This window comes from Paenibacillus sp. 01T47 (assembly GCF_056398245.1).
Genome location: NZ_JBFTPA010000009.1, coordinates 50,254 through 67,570, shown reverse-complemented (window position 1 = coordinate 67,570; position 17,317 = coordinate 50,254). Strand labels below are relative to the sequence as shown.

General features: G+C 46.4%; 12 protein-coding genes and 1 pseudogene. 2 read left to right on the top strand and 11 right to left on the bottom strand.

Annotated elements, in window-relative coordinates:
- Nucleotides 1-34: 34 nt before the first annotated feature.
- The 11 genes from AC1DOV_RS18870 to AC1DOV_RS18820 all read right to left on the bottom strand — a co-directional run bounded on the left by AC1DOV_RS18870 (nt 35) and on the right by AC1DOV_RS18820 (nt 15,744).
- Nucleotides 35-1,096, bottom strand: a complete 1,062-nt coding sequence (locus tag AC1DOV_RS18870; protein ID WP_477550736.1) for a Gfo/Idh/MocA family protein — start codon at nt 1,094-1,096, stop codon at nt 35-37.
- A 3-nt stretch (nt 1,097-1,099) separates the two neighbouring features.
- Nucleotides 1,100-2,152: a DUF4855 domain-containing protein gene (locus AC1DOV_RS18865; RefSeq protein ID WP_477550735.1), complete on the bottom strand. Its 1,053-nt coding sequence runs from the start codon at nt 2,150-2,152 to the stop codon at nt 1,100-1,102.
- Nucleotides 2,153-2,170: 18 nt separating this feature from the next.
- Nucleotides 2,171-2,854, bottom strand: a complete 684-nt coding sequence (locus AC1DOV_RS18860) for an N-acetylmannosamine-6-phosphate 2-epimerase (protein WP_477550734.1) — start codon at nt 2,852-2,854, stop codon at nt 2,171-2,173.
- A gap of 98 nt (nt 2,855-2,952) precedes the next feature.
- Nucleotides 2,953-3,948, bottom strand: coding sequence for a carbohydrate ABC transporter permease (locus tag AC1DOV_RS18855; RefSeq protein WP_477550733.1), 996 nt, complete (start codon nt 3,946-3,948; stop codon nt 2,953-2,955).
- A 15-nt stretch (nt 3,949-3,963) separates the two neighbouring features.
- Nucleotides 3,964-4,866: a carbohydrate ABC transporter permease gene (locus tag AC1DOV_RS18850; protein ID WP_076270024.1), complete on the bottom strand. Its 903-nt coding sequence runs from the start codon at nt 4,864-4,866 to the stop codon at nt 3,964-3,966.
- Between the two features lie 2 nt (nt 4,867-4,868).
- Nucleotides 4,869-7,424, bottom strand: coding sequence for a DUF5696 domain-containing protein (locus tag AC1DOV_RS18845; protein WP_477550732.1), 2,556 nt, complete (start codon nt 7,422-7,424; stop codon nt 4,869-4,871).
- A 4-nt stretch (nt 7,425-7,428) separates the two neighbouring features.
- Nucleotides 7,429-9,492, bottom strand: coding sequence for a YIP1 family protein (locus AC1DOV_RS18840; protein WP_477550731.1), 2,064 nt, complete (start codon nt 9,490-9,492; stop codon nt 7,429-7,431).
- 20 nt (nt 9,493-9,512) lie between these two features.
- Complete coding sequence (locus AC1DOV_RS18835; RefSeq protein ID WP_477550730.1) at nt 9,513-10,385, bottom strand: carbohydrate ABC transporter permease; 873 nt, start codon at nt 10,383-10,385, stop codon at nt 9,513-9,515.
- Between the two features lie 2 nt (nt 10,386-10,387).
- Complete coding sequence (locus AC1DOV_RS18830; protein WP_477550729.1) at nt 10,388-11,341, bottom strand: carbohydrate ABC transporter permease; 954 nt, start codon at nt 11,339-11,341, stop codon at nt 10,388-10,390.
- Nucleotides 11,342-11,356: 15 nt separating this feature from the next.
- Complete coding sequence (locus AC1DOV_RS18825) at nt 11,357-14,251, bottom strand: extracellular solute-binding protein (protein ID WP_477550728.1); 2,895 nt, start codon at nt 14,249-14,251, stop codon at nt 11,357-11,359.
- Between the two features lie 101 nt (nt 14,252-14,352).
- Nucleotides 14,353-15,744: an ABC transporter substrate-binding protein gene (locus AC1DOV_RS18820; RefSeq protein WP_477550727.1), complete on the bottom strand. Its 1,392-nt coding sequence runs from the start codon at nt 15,742-15,744 to the stop codon at nt 14,353-14,355.
- Between the two features lie 551 nt (nt 15,745-16,295).
- Between AC1DOV_RS18820 and tlp the strand changes: the two genes are divergently transcribed.
- Both tlp and AC1DOV_RS18810 read left to right on the top strand, forming a co-directional pair.
- Nucleotides 16,296-16,511, top strand: a complete 216-nt coding sequence (gene tlp, locus AC1DOV_RS18815) for a small acid-soluble spore protein Tlp (protein WP_076270030.1) — start codon at nt 16,296-16,298, stop codon at nt 16,509-16,511.
- A 505-nt stretch (nt 16,512-17,016) separates the two neighbouring features.
- Nucleotides 17,017-17,214 (top strand): annotated as a pseudogene (locus AC1DOV_RS18810) (transposase); the annotation flags it as partial.
- Nucleotides 17,215-17,317 lie beyond the last annotated feature (103 nt).

Genomic DNA, 17,317 nt, shown 5'->3' with positions numbered 1-17,317 from the left:
CGATGGAACAGCATTTTTAATAATCCTTTAAAGCTCAGCTGAACTGAATTTCTTCACCCTTCTCTGCCGATTCGTATATGCCGCACAGCATTTTCATCACCTCAAGACCATCTTGTACTGGACTTAATGTTTCTTTTCGTCCGAGACAGCTGTCGATGAAATGGTTGATTTCATTTTGGAATCCGCTGGCGAAATCAAAGCCTAGCTGGTCAACCTGCGGCGTAATGTTCAGAATCGTATCATGTTTTTCCGCAACGATGAACAGCTCCGGCTCGATTTCGGCGCCGCCCTTGTCACCAAAAATTTTAACGGTAATCTCATCTTTTTTGGCATGCAGCGTAAAGCTTACATCAACCAAAAGTGATGCCCCGTTGTCGAAACGGATAAGCGCGTTTGCCAGATCCTCAACGGTGTTTTTGCTGGAATCATAGTCGGATGCTTTGTAAAACGATAGATTTTGGACATTTGCCCGATTCCCAAGCTGACGATAGGTATTGCCGCTGATCGACTTTACTTTCGGCTTGCCCATTAAGTACCAGCATAAATCAATGATGTGTACGCCAAGATCGATTAAAGGTCCGCCGCCCGAACGCTCCTTGTCAGAGAACCAACCGCCTGGGTTCCCTAACCTTCGTAAACAAGTCGCCTTTGCATAATAAATGCTGCCGAGCTCACCTGCACTGATGAAACGCTGCAAAACGTCTGTATTCGATCCATATCGCCTCACGAAACCAACCTGCAAAACCTTACCGCTATTTTTCACCGCTTGCTCTACCCGCTCCGCTTCTGCAACGGTTTTGCAAAGCGGCTTCTCCACGAGCACATGCTTGCCTGCCTCTACGGCAGCAATGCTAATTTCAGCATGCGAGTTGTTCCATGTGCAAATGCTTACTGCATCGATTGCTGAATCAGCGAGCAGCTCGCGGTAGTCGGTGTACACCTTCTGCGCGCCAAATCTACTCGCTTTGTTTTGGGCCCGTTCTTCATTTAAATCACATATGGCATAAAGGTTAACTTCTGGATTGCCTGCATACGCATTCAGATGAACCTCCGAAATAGAGCCTGCCCCGATCACGCCAATATTCACTTTTGTCATCGTTTATAACGCCCCTTTTATAAATTTATAGGTCAAATCATAAATGTCCCTTTTCTCCGGCTCCTCCGCATATGCTGCATCAAAGAGCAGCTTGACGTCTTGATAATAACCTTTAAATACTTCCCCGCTATAACCATACCTTGCGCCGCCTGCCAAATAATTTTCATATTTTGCGCGGAAATCGCCATTGCTTTCAAAAACCCGAGAATCGACCTCGATCTCTACGCCCATGCCGGCTTGTTTGGCCATGTTGGCTGCGATCCCGACTCTCGATTCGCCTGTCTTAGTAAAAAAGTGATTAGGCTGCATAGCTGCTGCGTCAAAGCCTAGCTCCTTCCATTTCCAATACAAGCTGGCCCTGTAATAGGGAATCCAGAAAAATTTCAACCCCTTTGCGCGAACCTGATCTCCCGTCCAGCCAATCAGCCCTTCCTCGTAGGGAACGCTCGTATTCACAGCTTCATTCATCCAATAGAGCGCCTTCAGCTCGAGAAAGGGAAAGTCAGCATTCTCCCAGCGCTCTAGCAGTTGACCAATATACCACTCAAGCGCTTTTTGTTTATTTCGAGTCGCTTCGACTGCAGAAACAATCGTATGATCGAAGCAAAGCGAATTGCTATCATCGCTTATTGCTCCAAAGTTCTGCTGATTCGGTGCCGGATAGGGAATCATGAGCACAACCTTCATTTTATGCTCTGGGTCTGCTAATTTTAGAGCAACTTCCTCCATGGCTTCATTTAATGCCGATAGTTCACCTGATTCCGCAAAAGTCTTATCCAAGTACCATTGCCAGTCATTTTGATCGTTTGGATGCTCCTCTGATTCTTCAAATCCTTTTGATGAATGAGACCACTTGGCTAGAAACAAAGCCCCGTCAAACAGCCATTCGAGCGGCTTGCCTTCAGCATCGATGTAGCTGATATAGGGTATAAATTGCTCTTTCCTCCATACGCCCGCATCGTTTTCATAATGACCGTTATAAAACAACATCAGATTGTTTATTCCTGCCGTTTGTTCCCCTGAACGAAGAAAAGCTCCACTATCCGATCGCTCCATGTCGCTGCCTCCTACTAATTACTTGATGCTCGTTACAAAACGTCTCACAACCTCTTGCGGCCTTGTAATAGCGGTTCCGATTACGACAGCGTGCGCGCCAGCGTCAAAGCAGCGCAAGCAATCCTCGATCGACCATATTCTTCCTTCCGCAAAAACGGGTGTCTGACCAAGCGCAGCTAATTTCCCGATTAACTCAAAATCAGGGGTTTGTTGCTTCGGACTTTGTGGCGTATAACCCGACATCGTCGTAGAGACGACATCTACGCCAAGCTTCATAGCGGAAACGCCTTCCTCAAAAGTAGAAATATCCGCCATGATCAGTGTATTAGCGAATTTTTTGCGAATAGCAGCAATGACATGATCCAGCTTCTCGTTTCTTGGCCTCGGCATGGAAGTGCAGTCTATAGCCACGATATCAGCACCCGCTCGAATCACTTCCCCTACCTCTAGCAAGGTTGGAGTAATGTAGACATCGCTATCGGGATAATGTTTTTTATATAGTCCGATAACCGGAATCTTGCATTTGCGTTTGATAGCGGCAATATCCTGCGGCGTATTGGCACGAATAGCTGATGCCCCTCCGGATTCCGCTGCCGCTGCCATCGCAGCCATAATATCGGAGCCATACAATGGCTCATGCTCAAGCGCCTGACAGGATACGATAAATCCTTTTTTTAGTCCGGCAATTAATAGTGGGATCATAGGGTCACCTGCTTATCCAAGAGCCCCTCGCTATCTACTCCTATGGCATCGTTCATTGCAGAACCCTCCAATCGTAAGTACGGTTGCCCGAATAATCGCTAGCCTACCAATCCTGTGCGCTCTACGCTCTCTACAAAGTATCTTTGTGCGAATAAATAAAGAATAAAGATCGGTAAAATGCCGAGCAGTGTTCCAGTGTTCAAATATAAAGATGTATGAGAAATACCACCAACATATTCGGGTCGAACAGCACCAGGCAGCAAATCGAGCATTCTTGCTAGAAGGGTATAATTTGGCGCAAAGAGATTTACAAAGTAGCTGTCATTCCATTGCCAGATGAACGAGAACAGCATGACCGTAGCTATCGCAGGTACAGCATTAGGCAGCATGACTCTTGCAAAGGTACCCGGAATGCCCGCTCCGTCCACATACGCGGCCTCCTCCAAATCCTTCGGCAGTGAGCGGAAAAATTGACGGAAAATATAAATATACAGACCGTTTTTCAAGCCCATCGCAAGCCCCGAAGAAATAAAGAAAGGCCAAAAGCTCTCCAGCAGATTCACACCATCTTTTCCTGTGAACAGTTGATAGAGCCCAAACACATCAAAAAAGCGATAATGCAAATACGTAGGAACCATAATCGTTTGCGGCGGCACAACGATGGTGAAGATGACGACTCCGAACAAAATGGCGCTGCCCCGGAACTTGAGCCTTGCAAAGCCATAACCAGCCAGTGCACAGGAAGCGAGTTGAAGCAGCGACGTCCCAAGGCTAAGCAGCAGCGTGTTAGTGACGGATTCCGAATATTTTAAATAACCCATGACGATTTTGATATTATCCAGTGTAAAATGCCGCGGCAGCCATACGACGGTTGCATCGAACATATCCTGCTTGTCGCGCAACGCGATGGACAGCTTCGTAATGATCGGATACAAAATGATAAAACAAATCCCGACGATGAGTACTGAACGGATGAATATCCAAAGCCAATGCTTCGCTTTTTCAACTGGGCTATGGCGATCGTACCAGCTCGTTGCGGCCCGCACTAAGGCAGAGTCCGAGATGCGGCTTTTCACCTTCGTCTCAGCTTCCATATCCCTTCCTCCTTGTTAGTCATAATAGAATACACGCTTCGAAATCAGATACGTCGATACGACTAGAATGATCGAGATGACTAGAAAGTAAATCCACGACATCGCCGAGCTAACGCCAAAGTCCAATCGACCAAAAGCTGCGTCCTGAATCATTTGCGTCATTTTATTGTCATAGAAGGAATCAATGATGGTATACACCACATTCGTCAGAATGAGCGGCGAAATCATGGGAAACGTTATTTTCCAGAAGGCTTCATAACCTGTGGCCCCTTCCATCTTCGCCGCTTCATAAAGAGAAGGCGAGATCGACTGCAGCCCCGCTAAAAAAATGAGTATCTGGACGCCAGACGAGCTGATGATCTGGTAGATTCGATCCACCGCACTCGTCAAATACTCCACAATGTCCCGGCTAAGACCGGCTTGGAATAACAGCGGCCTAAGCTCAATGCTTCGCAGTCCAGAATAGTTGCCCTCCATGTCGGTTGAAGCGGAGCCGATCATTTGAGCAAGAAAATTGCCGTTATCAAGCTTAGCTATAACCCCTGAGGCTAACACGACTGGCAGGAATATGATCGCTCTCGCAAGCATTCTCCCTCTGAATTTCTGCACCAATAATGTGGCTGTAAATAAACTGAAAAAAATAATGAGCGGTACGTTTAATGCCATCACCGTAACGGCTTCCGTTAAGGAACGAACGTACCACGCATCAACGAAAAAGATGTTGCGATAATTTTCAAGGCCGACGTATTGAAGCGAGTAGCCTTCCGAATTAAGCGTCAGCTTATGGAAGCTGAATTGAAGCGACTGGACGAATGGGATAACCATCAGCAGTACGAATCCAAGCAGCCAAGGGGTTACGAACAACACGCCGTAAATTTCCTTTTTGCGCTCCAAGCTCAGTGTTCGTCTCTTCGACATCCTTATCCCCCCTTAACGATGTAATCATGGGCTTCAATGGTCACACCATCCGTATGCACAACTGCATCGCTGTAATTTACGTATACCGTCAAGCCACTCTCATATACGGTTTTGTAAGTGCGTTCCGCCAGCTTTTCGTGCTTGATCATGCTCTGACTGCGGACCTGCCTGAGCACTGCATTCACTTCGCCATAAGCGTCGACAGCCTCATCAAACCATTGCCCATAATCATTCGAATAAAGATAACTGAATCGAGTGTCCTTAAGGACGGACGGCTCCGCATAGAACCAGCTAAAGTAGACATTTGAACCCGTTTCAAGCGAGCGCAGTACACTTTCCCGAATGTCTTGCTCATCAGCCATGTTGTATGCTTTTCCCGCATATTCGATATAACCATGCAGCACCATTTGGTTAAACGGTATCGACTCACCGGCTAGCTGATATTCATTGCTTTTTTGCGGCATGTTTAGAATATGCGATACATACGGGAGAACATAAGCATTGCCGCCATTGACCATTATGCTTGGAGACATCTCCGAAATGGCTTCGAGCTGATCTGTAACGATTCGTTTTGCGTCCTCTCTTGTCACCTCTGCATTTCTTCGAAAATCCGAATGAAGCTCAGAGCCCAGATCCCTCAAGGAAATAGCTCCAGGATTCAGCTTCTTGAAATCAGACAGAAAACCGCTGACCGTTGAACTTAGCTTTCTTGGAGTCAACAAATAGTGTGACAACAGCTCGTTATGCCGAAAATATGCTGCGCGATCGAATTCATAAATTTTCGCATAGCGCCGAGAAATGTACTGGGCAGAGTCTTTGCTCGGGCTAAATTTCCCGGAATTCTGATAGATAAGCTGGAAGGCTGCATCCGGATAAAACCCGCCTCCGCTCTTCTGCAGCTTTTCCGCTAATCGCTTCCAATCGCCTCTGCTCCCTATCACGTTATCCATGTCGATATTCGATGCTATCGTATGATTTAAGCCTTCATTAAACCAGCCCTTGTAACTCAGCCGTATATTTTGTATTTGCTTGCCGTGAAGCTGATCAACGAGCTGCTCAGCTTCCTTCAAATTCGTTAAAGGCACAAGAGTCTCATAAGGAAAACCTAACATGTTTTTCTTTTTCGGGATGCTGCCAACAAGCTCCATATAAAATGGCGCATCTCCTTCTGCTTTCAGCTTTGTTAGCCCATCCGCCTTCTCCAGATAAGTGCGATAGCTTGCTGCCATGCCCGAGTAATCAGCCTCATCGTCACTTAATAAGGAATAACGAATTTTCAAATTCCCCTTGTACGTCTCCTTTGGCGTTTTGTGCATGATCTCATTATTGCTTAAACGCACCTCGTCCTTCGGCAAAATAATGAACTGGGCAGCAATCGTATTAAACTCATGCAATCGCCCGCTTATATCCGCGGAAAGCTTGGCGAGCGCTTCCCCCTGCTCAATAATGGCAAGAAAAGCAGCATCGTTCTTTTTCATTCCGAATACCGGCAACCGGTTTGGCTCAAGCGTATTAAACTTTTCATTTACATAGATCGAGCTATCTTCACCGTATATCGGGATCAGGATAGGCTGCGCTTGGATATTTCCAGTGTTGAACCTAATAAGCGTTCCTGACCCGTCAGGAAGAAAGAGGTAGCCGTCATCCTTCTGGCCCGAAGCTCCGAAATTTTCTAGAAGACTGATCGAATGAATCCGATAAGGCGGAGTATCTTCAGTGATGGTCGACGTATCCACTGAAGCGATTAGATCTCTGCCATCCAATGTGTATTCAATCGCTGCTGAAAATTTCGGTTTAACCGATTCTTCAGCTGCTCCACCGCCGTCTCCCTCACCATTATCGATAGCAAAATCCTCTTCCGTATATTCCGCCTTCTCAAAGATTGCCAATAGCTTTTTCACGACAGCTTTTGGTATTTCTCGGCGTTCGTAAATACCCTGCTCCTCATTTAGCTTGTATCTAACCTTCAGCTGTTCTTGATCCGCTGGATCTTCCAATCGCTTCAGCAATCTTTCTTCGAACCGCTCCTTGCTTATCTTCTGCGGTATGGACTCGAGCCCTTTCTGTGGATCACCGAACTGATAGGTGACCGTCACCCCATTATCCGCTTGCTTAATTTCAAACTGATTAAATTTCACGCTGTTGTTATAGCTGTCATAATCCTTGTTCTGACCGCTCTTCGTGAGGTAAACGAAAGAGATTTGGGAGGATAATTTCCCCTTTAAATAAGGTGAAGCAAGGTTATCCTCCGAGCTGTCTGGATTCGAGCGCCATATGTTCCCGCTTTTTTTATCCACGACCGCAATTTCAGCAGTAGCTTTGCTAATATACAGCCGAAGCGCATCGTTCTCCAGCACCGGATCAAGACCTTCTATTCGAGGCTCCACTTGAGCTGATGCGTCCAGTGCACGGAGCGAAGCATCCGTTGCCGCGGCAACTTTACTAGGCGTCCCGGATGTAAGGGTACTGTTAACCGTTCCCGATGTGCAAGCCGGCAGCGACAGCATCGCAAGCAGCAGGGACAATGCCACCCATTTCCGTGTATTATGCTTTGACATGGCATTATCCCTCCCCTAGTCTAAACATCGCTTCTTTGTATACCGTAGCCGCGAAGGAAAGCATTTGCTGCGCTAAGCTGAAGAAAAGCAAGCCTAAGAAGATGATGATGCCCATCACAAGCATCGTTAGCAGCATCGTAATGACCGTTTTCCCCACCGTATACTGATGAACGGTAAGCATCCCGATAAATAACAATCCAAAAAACCACAAGAAGCCGATTGACTCCAGCAATCGATAGAACGAACCTTCCTGAATCGTAATGACATTGGATAATAAAATAAGCGGAATTTGCATCAGCACAACTGGAATAAGCGCATAGGCGGTAGCCATTACAATTTCTTTGAATTTCCCCTCGCCATCCATCAGCGTCGTCATCGACCAATTGGCGATGCACCATAGAAAAAACGGGAGCACGATAAATTTAATCTCATCAAGCACGTTTACATTCTCTGCATTGACCGTTGGATTAAAGATAAAGCCGGTAAACTGCCTTTTGAGTACGTAGAGAAGAGAGAGAATAAGCAGCAGCAGCAAAGCAAACCAGATCTTCCCTTTTCGCTCAAACTTCAGTTCCCAGAATCCATTAAACGGATGGAAGATCGTATACCAGCCCATTCCCACTACGCTAGGCTCAGCTGTTCTGCGCTTGATAAGCACTCTCGCAGCGATGAGCAGAACGACTGCTGTTATGGCTACTGCCGCAATTTTCCCGAAATGCTCCCACATGAAATCCTTGCGGTAACGTTCAAAAGCCCGTGAATAATACTGCGTGTGCATGCCCAGCTCAAAATGCTTCATCGCTTCGTAATTATGTCCCTGTCTGAGCTCCGCTTTCCCAATCCCCAAATAAGCGATTTCGAGATTGTTGTTTAATCGCAAAGCCTCGCGCCATTTCTCGACCGACTTTTCTTCCTCGCCAATATCATTATTAATAACGGCTTCCCGAATCACCTTTCCATAGCGCGTTGGCTCAAACATGACCAGCTGATTCAAGCCTTTATCCAGCACAATCATCTTATCGCCTAACATGTCAATGTCGGCTGGCGTCTTAAACGTCCCAACCTGCTCACCAAGCAGTCCGTAAATATACATCAGCTTGCCTTCTCTGTCGTACGTAAAGATTCTCCCGCGCGTGCTGTCCAAAATGCTGTAAATCCCATTTCGATCAAGCGCGACGCTTTGAATAGCTGATGTTCCGGGCCGTGTGCCTCCTGTGCGGAATCGAATATCACCTTTTGGGGGCTGGTAGCCCGTTCTCTTCAGCACATCCGTTCCAGATGGATTCAGACGCTTAACTGGTGTATCCGAGAATGCCTCGCTTGTCGTAGCATAAACAAAGCCCTCACTATCAATATCGACGTTGTTGAATTCGACAGGGATAAAGAGCACCATTTTGGAACGCTGCTCCTTCGTCATGACGCGCTTCCAGAACAAATCCGCGGCACTGTAGCGCACTTTATTGACGCCCATAAACCCTGAGAACTTGCCGCCGGAATCAAACTGCATAATGCCATTGAACACGCCTTTTCCGACAACATATAAACGACCCGCTGAATCTCCGACCAGCTTGATCGGCTCATAGACAAAGTTTCCGCCCAGCACATCGCTCTCCGGAGCGCCAATGACGCGTACCAGCTCGCCTTCCTTCGTTAGTTCAACAATGCGTTTGTTTCCTGTATCGGCAATGAACAAATGTCCATTTGAATGTACGAAGATCCCTTGCGGAGCTGAGAAGCTATCCGCTTTATTGCCATTCACAAAAGCATCAATCGTCTGAATTACGCTTGCTTGCTCATCAAGCACTACGATGCGGTTATTGCCTGTATCCGCGACATAGATCTGATTGTCAGCGGTGATGAACAAGTCCTCTGGCGATTTGAATGGTCCGGAGCTTAACTGCTCCCCGCCGATTTGCTTCACTGGCAAGTACGGCACAGGCGCTGGCTCAGGATCTCCCCACCACGAATAATTGTAGCCATCGTATGGTGCAGCATAGACCGGAACCGAAATGCCAACCAGGATCAGCATTAGTGGGAAGAGCAGCAGCAATTTACATAATCGATTCAACGTAAGCCTCCCCTTTCCCATCATTCTTTCATGCCGGAGGTTGACATCGTTTGAATAACGCTGCTCTGCGAAAGCACAAAGATGAGAATCGGAACGGTGAGCAGCAGCAATGTTGCTGCCATCGAAGGACCCGTTCGTGCGATGCCTCCCGCCAGAATCTGACTTAACGCGTAATCAATTGTTTTGAGCTGCTCACTGTAAATGTACATCGAGCCCGCTGCTCCGCCTGCCCCCCATAAACCTTGGAAAGAAAAAATAACTAGCGTAAGCCATGCAGGTTTGACGACAGGCATAACGACACTCCAGAAAATGCGAACTTCACTGCAACCATCAATCTGTGCAGCTTCGAGCAGCGCATCCGGTATTTGCTCCATAAACTGTTTCATAAGATACAGCCCAAGCGAGGAGCCAATTGCCGGAATAATAACCGCCCAGTGGGTATCCAGAAAACCGAGCCATGACATCGTCATGTAATTCGTAATCTGAGTAACCGTAGCTGAGAACATTAGCGATAGCACTACAATGGTGAAAAGGAATCCCTTTCCTGGAAATTTCCGCTTCGCCAGTGGATAAGCTGCGAGGGAAGCAATGAGCACGTGACCGACCGTACCAACAATCGCAATAAAAAAAGTGTTATAAATGTAACGAGTAAAAGGCACCCATGAGCCGGAAAGCAGATGATATAAGTCCGTAAAGTTAGTGAATGTTGGATTTTTGACCAAAAAATCAGGCGGAAACTTCAAAATTTCGTTAATCGGCTTGAATGCATTGCTGATCACAAATACGAGCGGCATTGCCATAAAATATCCTACTGCTGCAAGCAGAAAGAACAGAAAGACATCGCCCATCCATGAGCGGCTTATTCTTTTTTTTCTTAGACGAATTGTGATCATCGCTACTCACCGACCTTCGCCAGCAGCCTTCGTACGATGAGATTGGAGCCGAGCATCATTGCGAACAGCACGGTCGCAATAGCTGAGGCGTATCCCATCTCAAAGCGAATGGAGCCGTAATCCATTAAATGCGTAACGATCGTATGGCCCGCATACTTCACGCTTGGGAACCCAGCGAGCGCAGTCGCTACCTCCGCAACGCCGAAGGAAGCTGTAATTTGGATGACCGCACCAAACATCAGCATCGGCCTCATTGAAGGCAGCGTAATGAACCAAAGCTCCTGCCAGCGGTTGCGTATGCCATCGATCGCACCCGCCTCGAATAACGTTTTATCAAGTCCTTGCAGCCCTGCGATAAAGGCAAGAAAACTCGTTCCAAGGCTGAGCCAAAGCTGTACGATAATGATGATCGGAAGAATATATTTAGGTGTCTTGAGCCAAAGGATGGGCTCCAATATCAAATGCCACTTGAGCAGGAAGGCATTGATATATCCATAGGAATCGCTGCTGAACAAGAGCGTCCACACGATAAAGGCGCTCCCTGACAAGGCAGGCGCATAAAAAACCAGCGTCGCAAAAGCTCTAATCTTTGGCGGAAACTCATTAATAATCCACGCGAGCACAAAACAGGCGATATAACTGACAGGCCCTGTGATTGCGGCGAAGATCAAAGTGTTTTTTAGAGCGATTAGAAACACATCATCCCTAACGAACAATTGAGCGTAATTGCGCCAGCCTACCCACTTCGGAAACTCCAGCATATTAAAGTTAGTGAAGCTGACCAGCAGCGATAAGCAGACGGGAAGGACGGTAAAGGTGAAGAAGATTAGAAAGAACGGTGCAATCATGGCATATAAAACCTTGTTCTTCGAAACTTCCTTCCACTTCAGATTCAACCGCGGCCGCAGCGTTTTGCTGTCCAATTTAAACTTGCTTTTTTTAACAAGCTGAATCATATGGACCCCTCCCTTCTACTTTGTCGGCAAATCAAATTCTTCGCGCTTGATCGTAATTTCCTGATTGATCGTTCGGACATAGTTTTCCAGCGTTTCCCGCGGTTCGCTGCCGTCGGTGTACACCTCGTAAAAGGCATTATAGATGTGCCGATCGAGTGAATAGCCGCCTGGGACAGCAGGTCTGCCGACGACCCAGTTCAGCTCCTCAACCAGCTGATTCATTTCCTTTGCTGACCATGGAAGACGCTGCAAAGCTTCTAAATTCGCAGCTGCATATCGCGCCGATTCCCCTAATATCGCTTCCATCTCACGCCCAAACGTGACCTGTGCCTCCGTGTCCGTCCACCATTTCATAAACGCCCAGCCTGCCTCTTTATTTTTGGCGTCTTTGAACATCACTGTGCCTGTAGCTGAGCTAAGTGTGTCGTGGCGAACCGTCCCCGCCTCGCTCTTCGTGCCCGGTACCGCGACAAAACTCCACTGGCCTCTAATTTCCGGGGCAAAAATCGTCAAGAAATTGAACGTAGTATAATCCGCAATACCAATTGGCATCTCACCTGTGCGGAAACGGTTAATGAAATCAAATTCAATTGGCAGCTTATAGTTGGTATACAGCTCCGTCCACTTTTGGAACGATTCTATGCCAATGGCTGAATCAAGATCCGTTGCAATCCCGTCTTTTTGGTAATATTGGCCGCCATTTTGATAGAGCATCGATTCAAACACGATATTTTGCGGCAGCGCCAAATCCATGTTGTGCTTCTGGAGCTCGGGGATGATACGGTACATATCCTCCCATGTTTGCGGCACGTCCAAATGCAGCTCTTCCAAAATATCTTTGCGATAGAATAGCATTGGGAACGATTGTGTTTCTGGTAGAGCAAACACGCCGTTCTGATACTTAAAGCTTGCGAAAGCGCTATCCATAAACCGGTCCTTAACCTGTGCAAATTCCGGGAAGCTGGATAAATCCTGAAGCGCGTTCCTCATCGCAAAGTTGATTACATCGCCTTGTGTCAGCGCGATATCCGGGCCTTTCCCTGCTAGCGTTGCCGGCAGAACGACTGCTGGATTCACGAGCTGTAAATTAACTGAAATGCCGGTTTGCGGCGTAAAAGTGTTGTCAATCATAGACCGAAGCAGCTGAGCCTGATCTCTTCCTGCTGCAATCCACACGGTTACTTCCTTGTCTCCTTGCTTGACATTGCTGATGTGGCTGTAATCTTCGGAAAACGATCTGGCAAAGGACATCACTTCATGTACAGACTTCCCGATGATTCCAGTACTGACCTTCGGCACAGGTACGTTCTGCGATTTGAAAAACAAATAATCGATTTCAAGCGGCTGTTGATTTACGGTAAGCAGCCAAGTGCCGAGGGCGGTCACATTATCCTTGAAGCCTTTGAGCCGTGAGGTCAACGTCTCGGTACGGCTTCCAATATCCTTCAATTGATAGGAGGTTGTTCTTAAGATCGTCGTGCTGGCGCTCGTGCCGCCAACCAGCTCATCCATCCGATCTGCTGCGGCAGTAAGAAACTCGCTCTGCTCCTTAAACACCTTTTGCAGCTCAGGAATTTTTTTCTCCAGCTCGTAATCTCGAAGGGGGTCTGGCGAAGCCGAAGTGATCATGATGATTTTGAGATACAATGCGTTGAGCTGCTGGATGCTGGAACGCACCATTCGAATAATTTCAGCGAGGTCGCCCATCGTCAGCTCCAGCTTGATTTCATGCTTCCCCTTGGTCAAATAAAATAAGTACGGCTTGCCATCCTCGCCAGGCATTCCAATCTGCCATGCGCCGTCATAACGAAAAGGGATAGCTTCCGCCTCCTTGAACGGAATTTTCCCGTCGATGGAAAGCTCTCTAACTACATTGACGCCTCTGACCGTATTTTGCTTGTATCTTAGGCCAAATTCATAAAGCCCGTCTTCTGGAATGTCAAGGTTCCACGAAATCCACTGTCCGGGAATTTTCCAGTTGACGCCTCCGATTGTATTCATTCTAATTTTTGATACATGATAGGGTTCCGTGCCAGGACTGGAGCGATCATTCAGCGGATACAATGAGGGATTCGATTTGAACGCGGCGTCCTCGCCTTGAAGCTTAATAAACAAGCCGTTCGTCGCACTATAGCCTTGCTCTTGATACCCTTGCGCTACTTTCTCATAGGGAGGAATTTCTTCTTGCTGGTAAAGCTTCAAATAGTCTATAATCATCGGTTCTCTTAGAGAAACGAGTGAAATTCGATGTTGGCCTTTGGATAGATAAAAGGAGAACGGCTCACGATAATAACCTTCCGCATCACGCAATACTCTCTCCTGCCACTGCGGGCTTTCAACTTGTCTCGGCCGCAAATCATTTTGCTTGGCGTCCTGCTCCAGCTCGGCCAGCTCATTGCGCCATACCCGTGAGAAAACAAGTCTGGAAGCTTCCTCAAAAGGAACTTCACCGTCGATACGAAGCTCTCTCTCAATGGGAGAAGTGTTGCCTTCCACCGGAAAATAGCGCAAAGCCATATGATATAATCCGTCTTCTGGCACATCAACATTCCAATGAATGACACCTGAATCTTCCGTTTCAACGACTGGCGTCTCGGCACCGTCGTAAACTTCGAATTTTTCAGCATTCATACCCTCAATCGCAGCAAAGGATTCGGCTTCAATTGTTTGATTGATCGATGGATGCGGCTCATTTGCATACTCAGCTGCATACTCTTCATAGCGATTTCCTGCTGAAGGGAGGTTTGATATTTTCTTCTCCAATAAGGCTGATGCCGCATGAGTAGACTCCAGTATGTGATCGCTGCCTGAGGAGCGGCTCGCAGGATAAATGGAGACGATTGTCAGGCATAGGACCAGAGCCAGCAGTGCGCCAACCACTCTCTTTGTTTTCCTGGTTACCTTCAGCATGCGAACCCCTCATTCCTCTTTAAATGGTCGTCCATATAAAAGGATGGGAATCCCTAATGGGGATTCCCTGCGATGCTGTTTCATCAATCTAGTCTCATCCTTTATTGTGCTGCCTTTGTTGTTGTTTGTGTATTCAAATCCTTATCAATCGCATCCTGCGCAATTTGTTTATTTCGCTCAAGCACCGTCTCAGGCGACTCGCCGCGATTAGCAATGGAATAGGAAATATCGCTTAAAGCTCCGCCTAGCGGTAGAAAAATAGGCTGTGCATATTTGAGAGAATCGAGCATCACTTCAATATCGCTTTCATCAGCAAGCAGCTGCTTCTCCGCTTCCTCGCGGTTAATCGGCTCTACGCGATCCCACATTTGAATTTGTTCCCAAATATAAGCTTTCTCCTTTGCTCTCTTAACGATGGCAGGGATATAGAACTGCACGTAGTTTTCAATGCTGCCTTGCCATGTTGTTGCTTTTGGACCTTTAGGGAAATAAACAAAACCTTGCTCATCGGTCATTGTTGTTCTTGTTGCGCCTTCCCATACTTCACCAGTCACCATTGCGGCTTTACCGGAGTTGAATAACGTTTGCGACTCATTGTAATCCTCGAAATTCTCGTTTTTGTTAGGAGCGACGACTTTATGCACATTGAATAGATCACTAAAAAATCGAAGTGCTTCTAGCAGGTTTGGATCGTTATAGTTGAAGACGTTTTTGCCGTCTTTGAGTGTAATAAAGGAGGAGTTGTTGGAGTGAATCAAGATGCGCGATAGATTTCCGACGATATTGGTAACGCCCCATTGGTCGATTACACCGTCGCCGTTCGTATCTTTTGTCGCTTTTTTGGCGATGTCTAGGAAAGCGTCCCATGTCCATTTGTCTTGAGCGATCAAATCATGCGGATCTGGAAGACCTTCGCGCTCAAATAATGTTTTATTGTAGTAGAGACCAGAGGCGTTGTTGATATTGGAGGTAAAGCCGTACATTTTGCCATTGACCGCACCGTGCTGCTTCAAGCCTGCAGGCCATTTGGGATCATCAAAATTGAAGAAATCATCCACCGGCATAAACAATCCTTGATTGATGGCCGGCACTGCAAAATAGTAATCCAAAGGTACGATATCGGCTGCCGACTCACCAGAGAGCGCGGCGTTTGTAACCATTTTTATGTTCTCGCCCCAAGGCACCTTCTCCCACACGATCTTCACATTATATTTCTTCTCGGCAGCTCGCCACTTCTCCAGTGTCGCTGCACCTTCCGGCGTATCCTCTGACGGTCCGTCGACCCAGTGAATAATTTTCAACGTCTCGCCGTTCATGTCGATAACCGGCTCTACAGGCGGTGCTTCTGTCGGAGCTGCCGTTTCAACAGTCGTATCATTCGTAGGCTTGTTCGTAGCTTTCTCACTTCCGTTATTGGTGCCCTTGCTGCATGCCGATACAAAAACGAGCGTAACCGCCAATAAAACCATTGCAAACCATTTTATTTTCCGCATAGCTTACCCCTCCAATGGATGAAATGCAAGAGCTCATGCTTACTCTACATTTGCTGCGATCAACTGCTGTTTGGTCATCCCTCCCTGTTATCAGTTCAAGTTCCAACCCCGCATCGATGCCTTCATGCCCCACTTACTTGGAAGGTTTCGGCTTACTTTTTATGTGATTGTCATGGTAGTCCACCAATAATGAGATGCTATAAATCCTTCCAGAAAGTGATGATCTTTCCTGTTTACAACATATCATCACTGGAGGAATTTTTCAATAATTTTATTTTTTCTGAAAGAAAATTCTTTTATTCGAAAATCTGCTTTAAAACCGTTTGGAAAAATCGTATTTTAAAAGGTTCGTCCTTTTCTGGCTGAATCCTTTTTTAAGCTATCACACATTGGATTTTTTCTCCACTATTAATTTATATATTAAAAAAATATACCTTTATTCTATATTGTCAGAAAATTTAAACATTAGCTGTCAGCGCTCTCTATTGGCATAATTTTGGTGCTTGTCGGACATCTTAATAAGGACTACTGCACAGAGAGGAGGATTACAAATGGCTAAACCAGACAACAGAGAAGATAATGCCGCTCATTTGCAGCAGCATATTAACAACACAAAAGAAAATTTGCAAGAAGCAGAACAGTACTTAAATGAATTTGCAGATGAATTATCTTCGGATCAGCAGCAATCGATCGAAGCTAAAAACGAGCGCCGCAAAGAAAGCATCCAATCTTTCGCAGCAGAGAAACAGGACGAAGCAGGGCAATAAGCGCTCTTTATCTTTATAGAGACCCATCAAAGAAAAGGGGGCTGACCCTAAAGCAATTTCCGAATCATTCAGCCCCCACTTTTCACGTAATATGCTGGCAAAAAAGAACCTTCAGATTCACTTTCATAGTGGTTTTGAAGGTTCTTTTGCACATCCTATGAGATTCTCTCTCTCAGGTTTACCCTTTTGGGATATCCCCTTTTCTAATTCGGCAACTCTGCACTTCTACATTGTCCTTCATTATTTTCTATATTGCATATTCGCAGGATAGCGGCTTCTTTCTCACACTTACGTGCAGCTATACTGTATTTCCTACAATATAAGCGCTCTTAAAGTACTAAAATGGCAGATCATATAGCAAGTTATTGCAAAAATACAACATAGATCTCCAACACAGCTAAACATGGGCGAAGTTCCTGCAATTTTGCAGGATAGCTGGACATAGATCGCGGAAATTGGAGTTGGAGACTTCTCAAAATAGCATTAAAACAAAGGAAAAGTGTAAGGATATGCGTTGTCGGTAAGACGAATGATTGAACCCGAAAGTATAATCGGGCAGATCAAGAATAACCGGGGATTTCGGCGTTTTCTGCTCTGCTGCTTGCCTAAGGTTAGTCTAGAGGTCAGGTGGCTTTCGCTTTTCCACGATCTGATGAAGCAAACAAATACAGACCAGAATAGAAAAATAGCCGTACAGGAATAGCTCTCCTGTACGGCTATTTTTCATGTGAGCAATTCCTTCAGAAGCTAAACGCTTTTGAGACAGCCCTATTTTTGATGGGCTTTGCGATATAATCGCAAGAGTA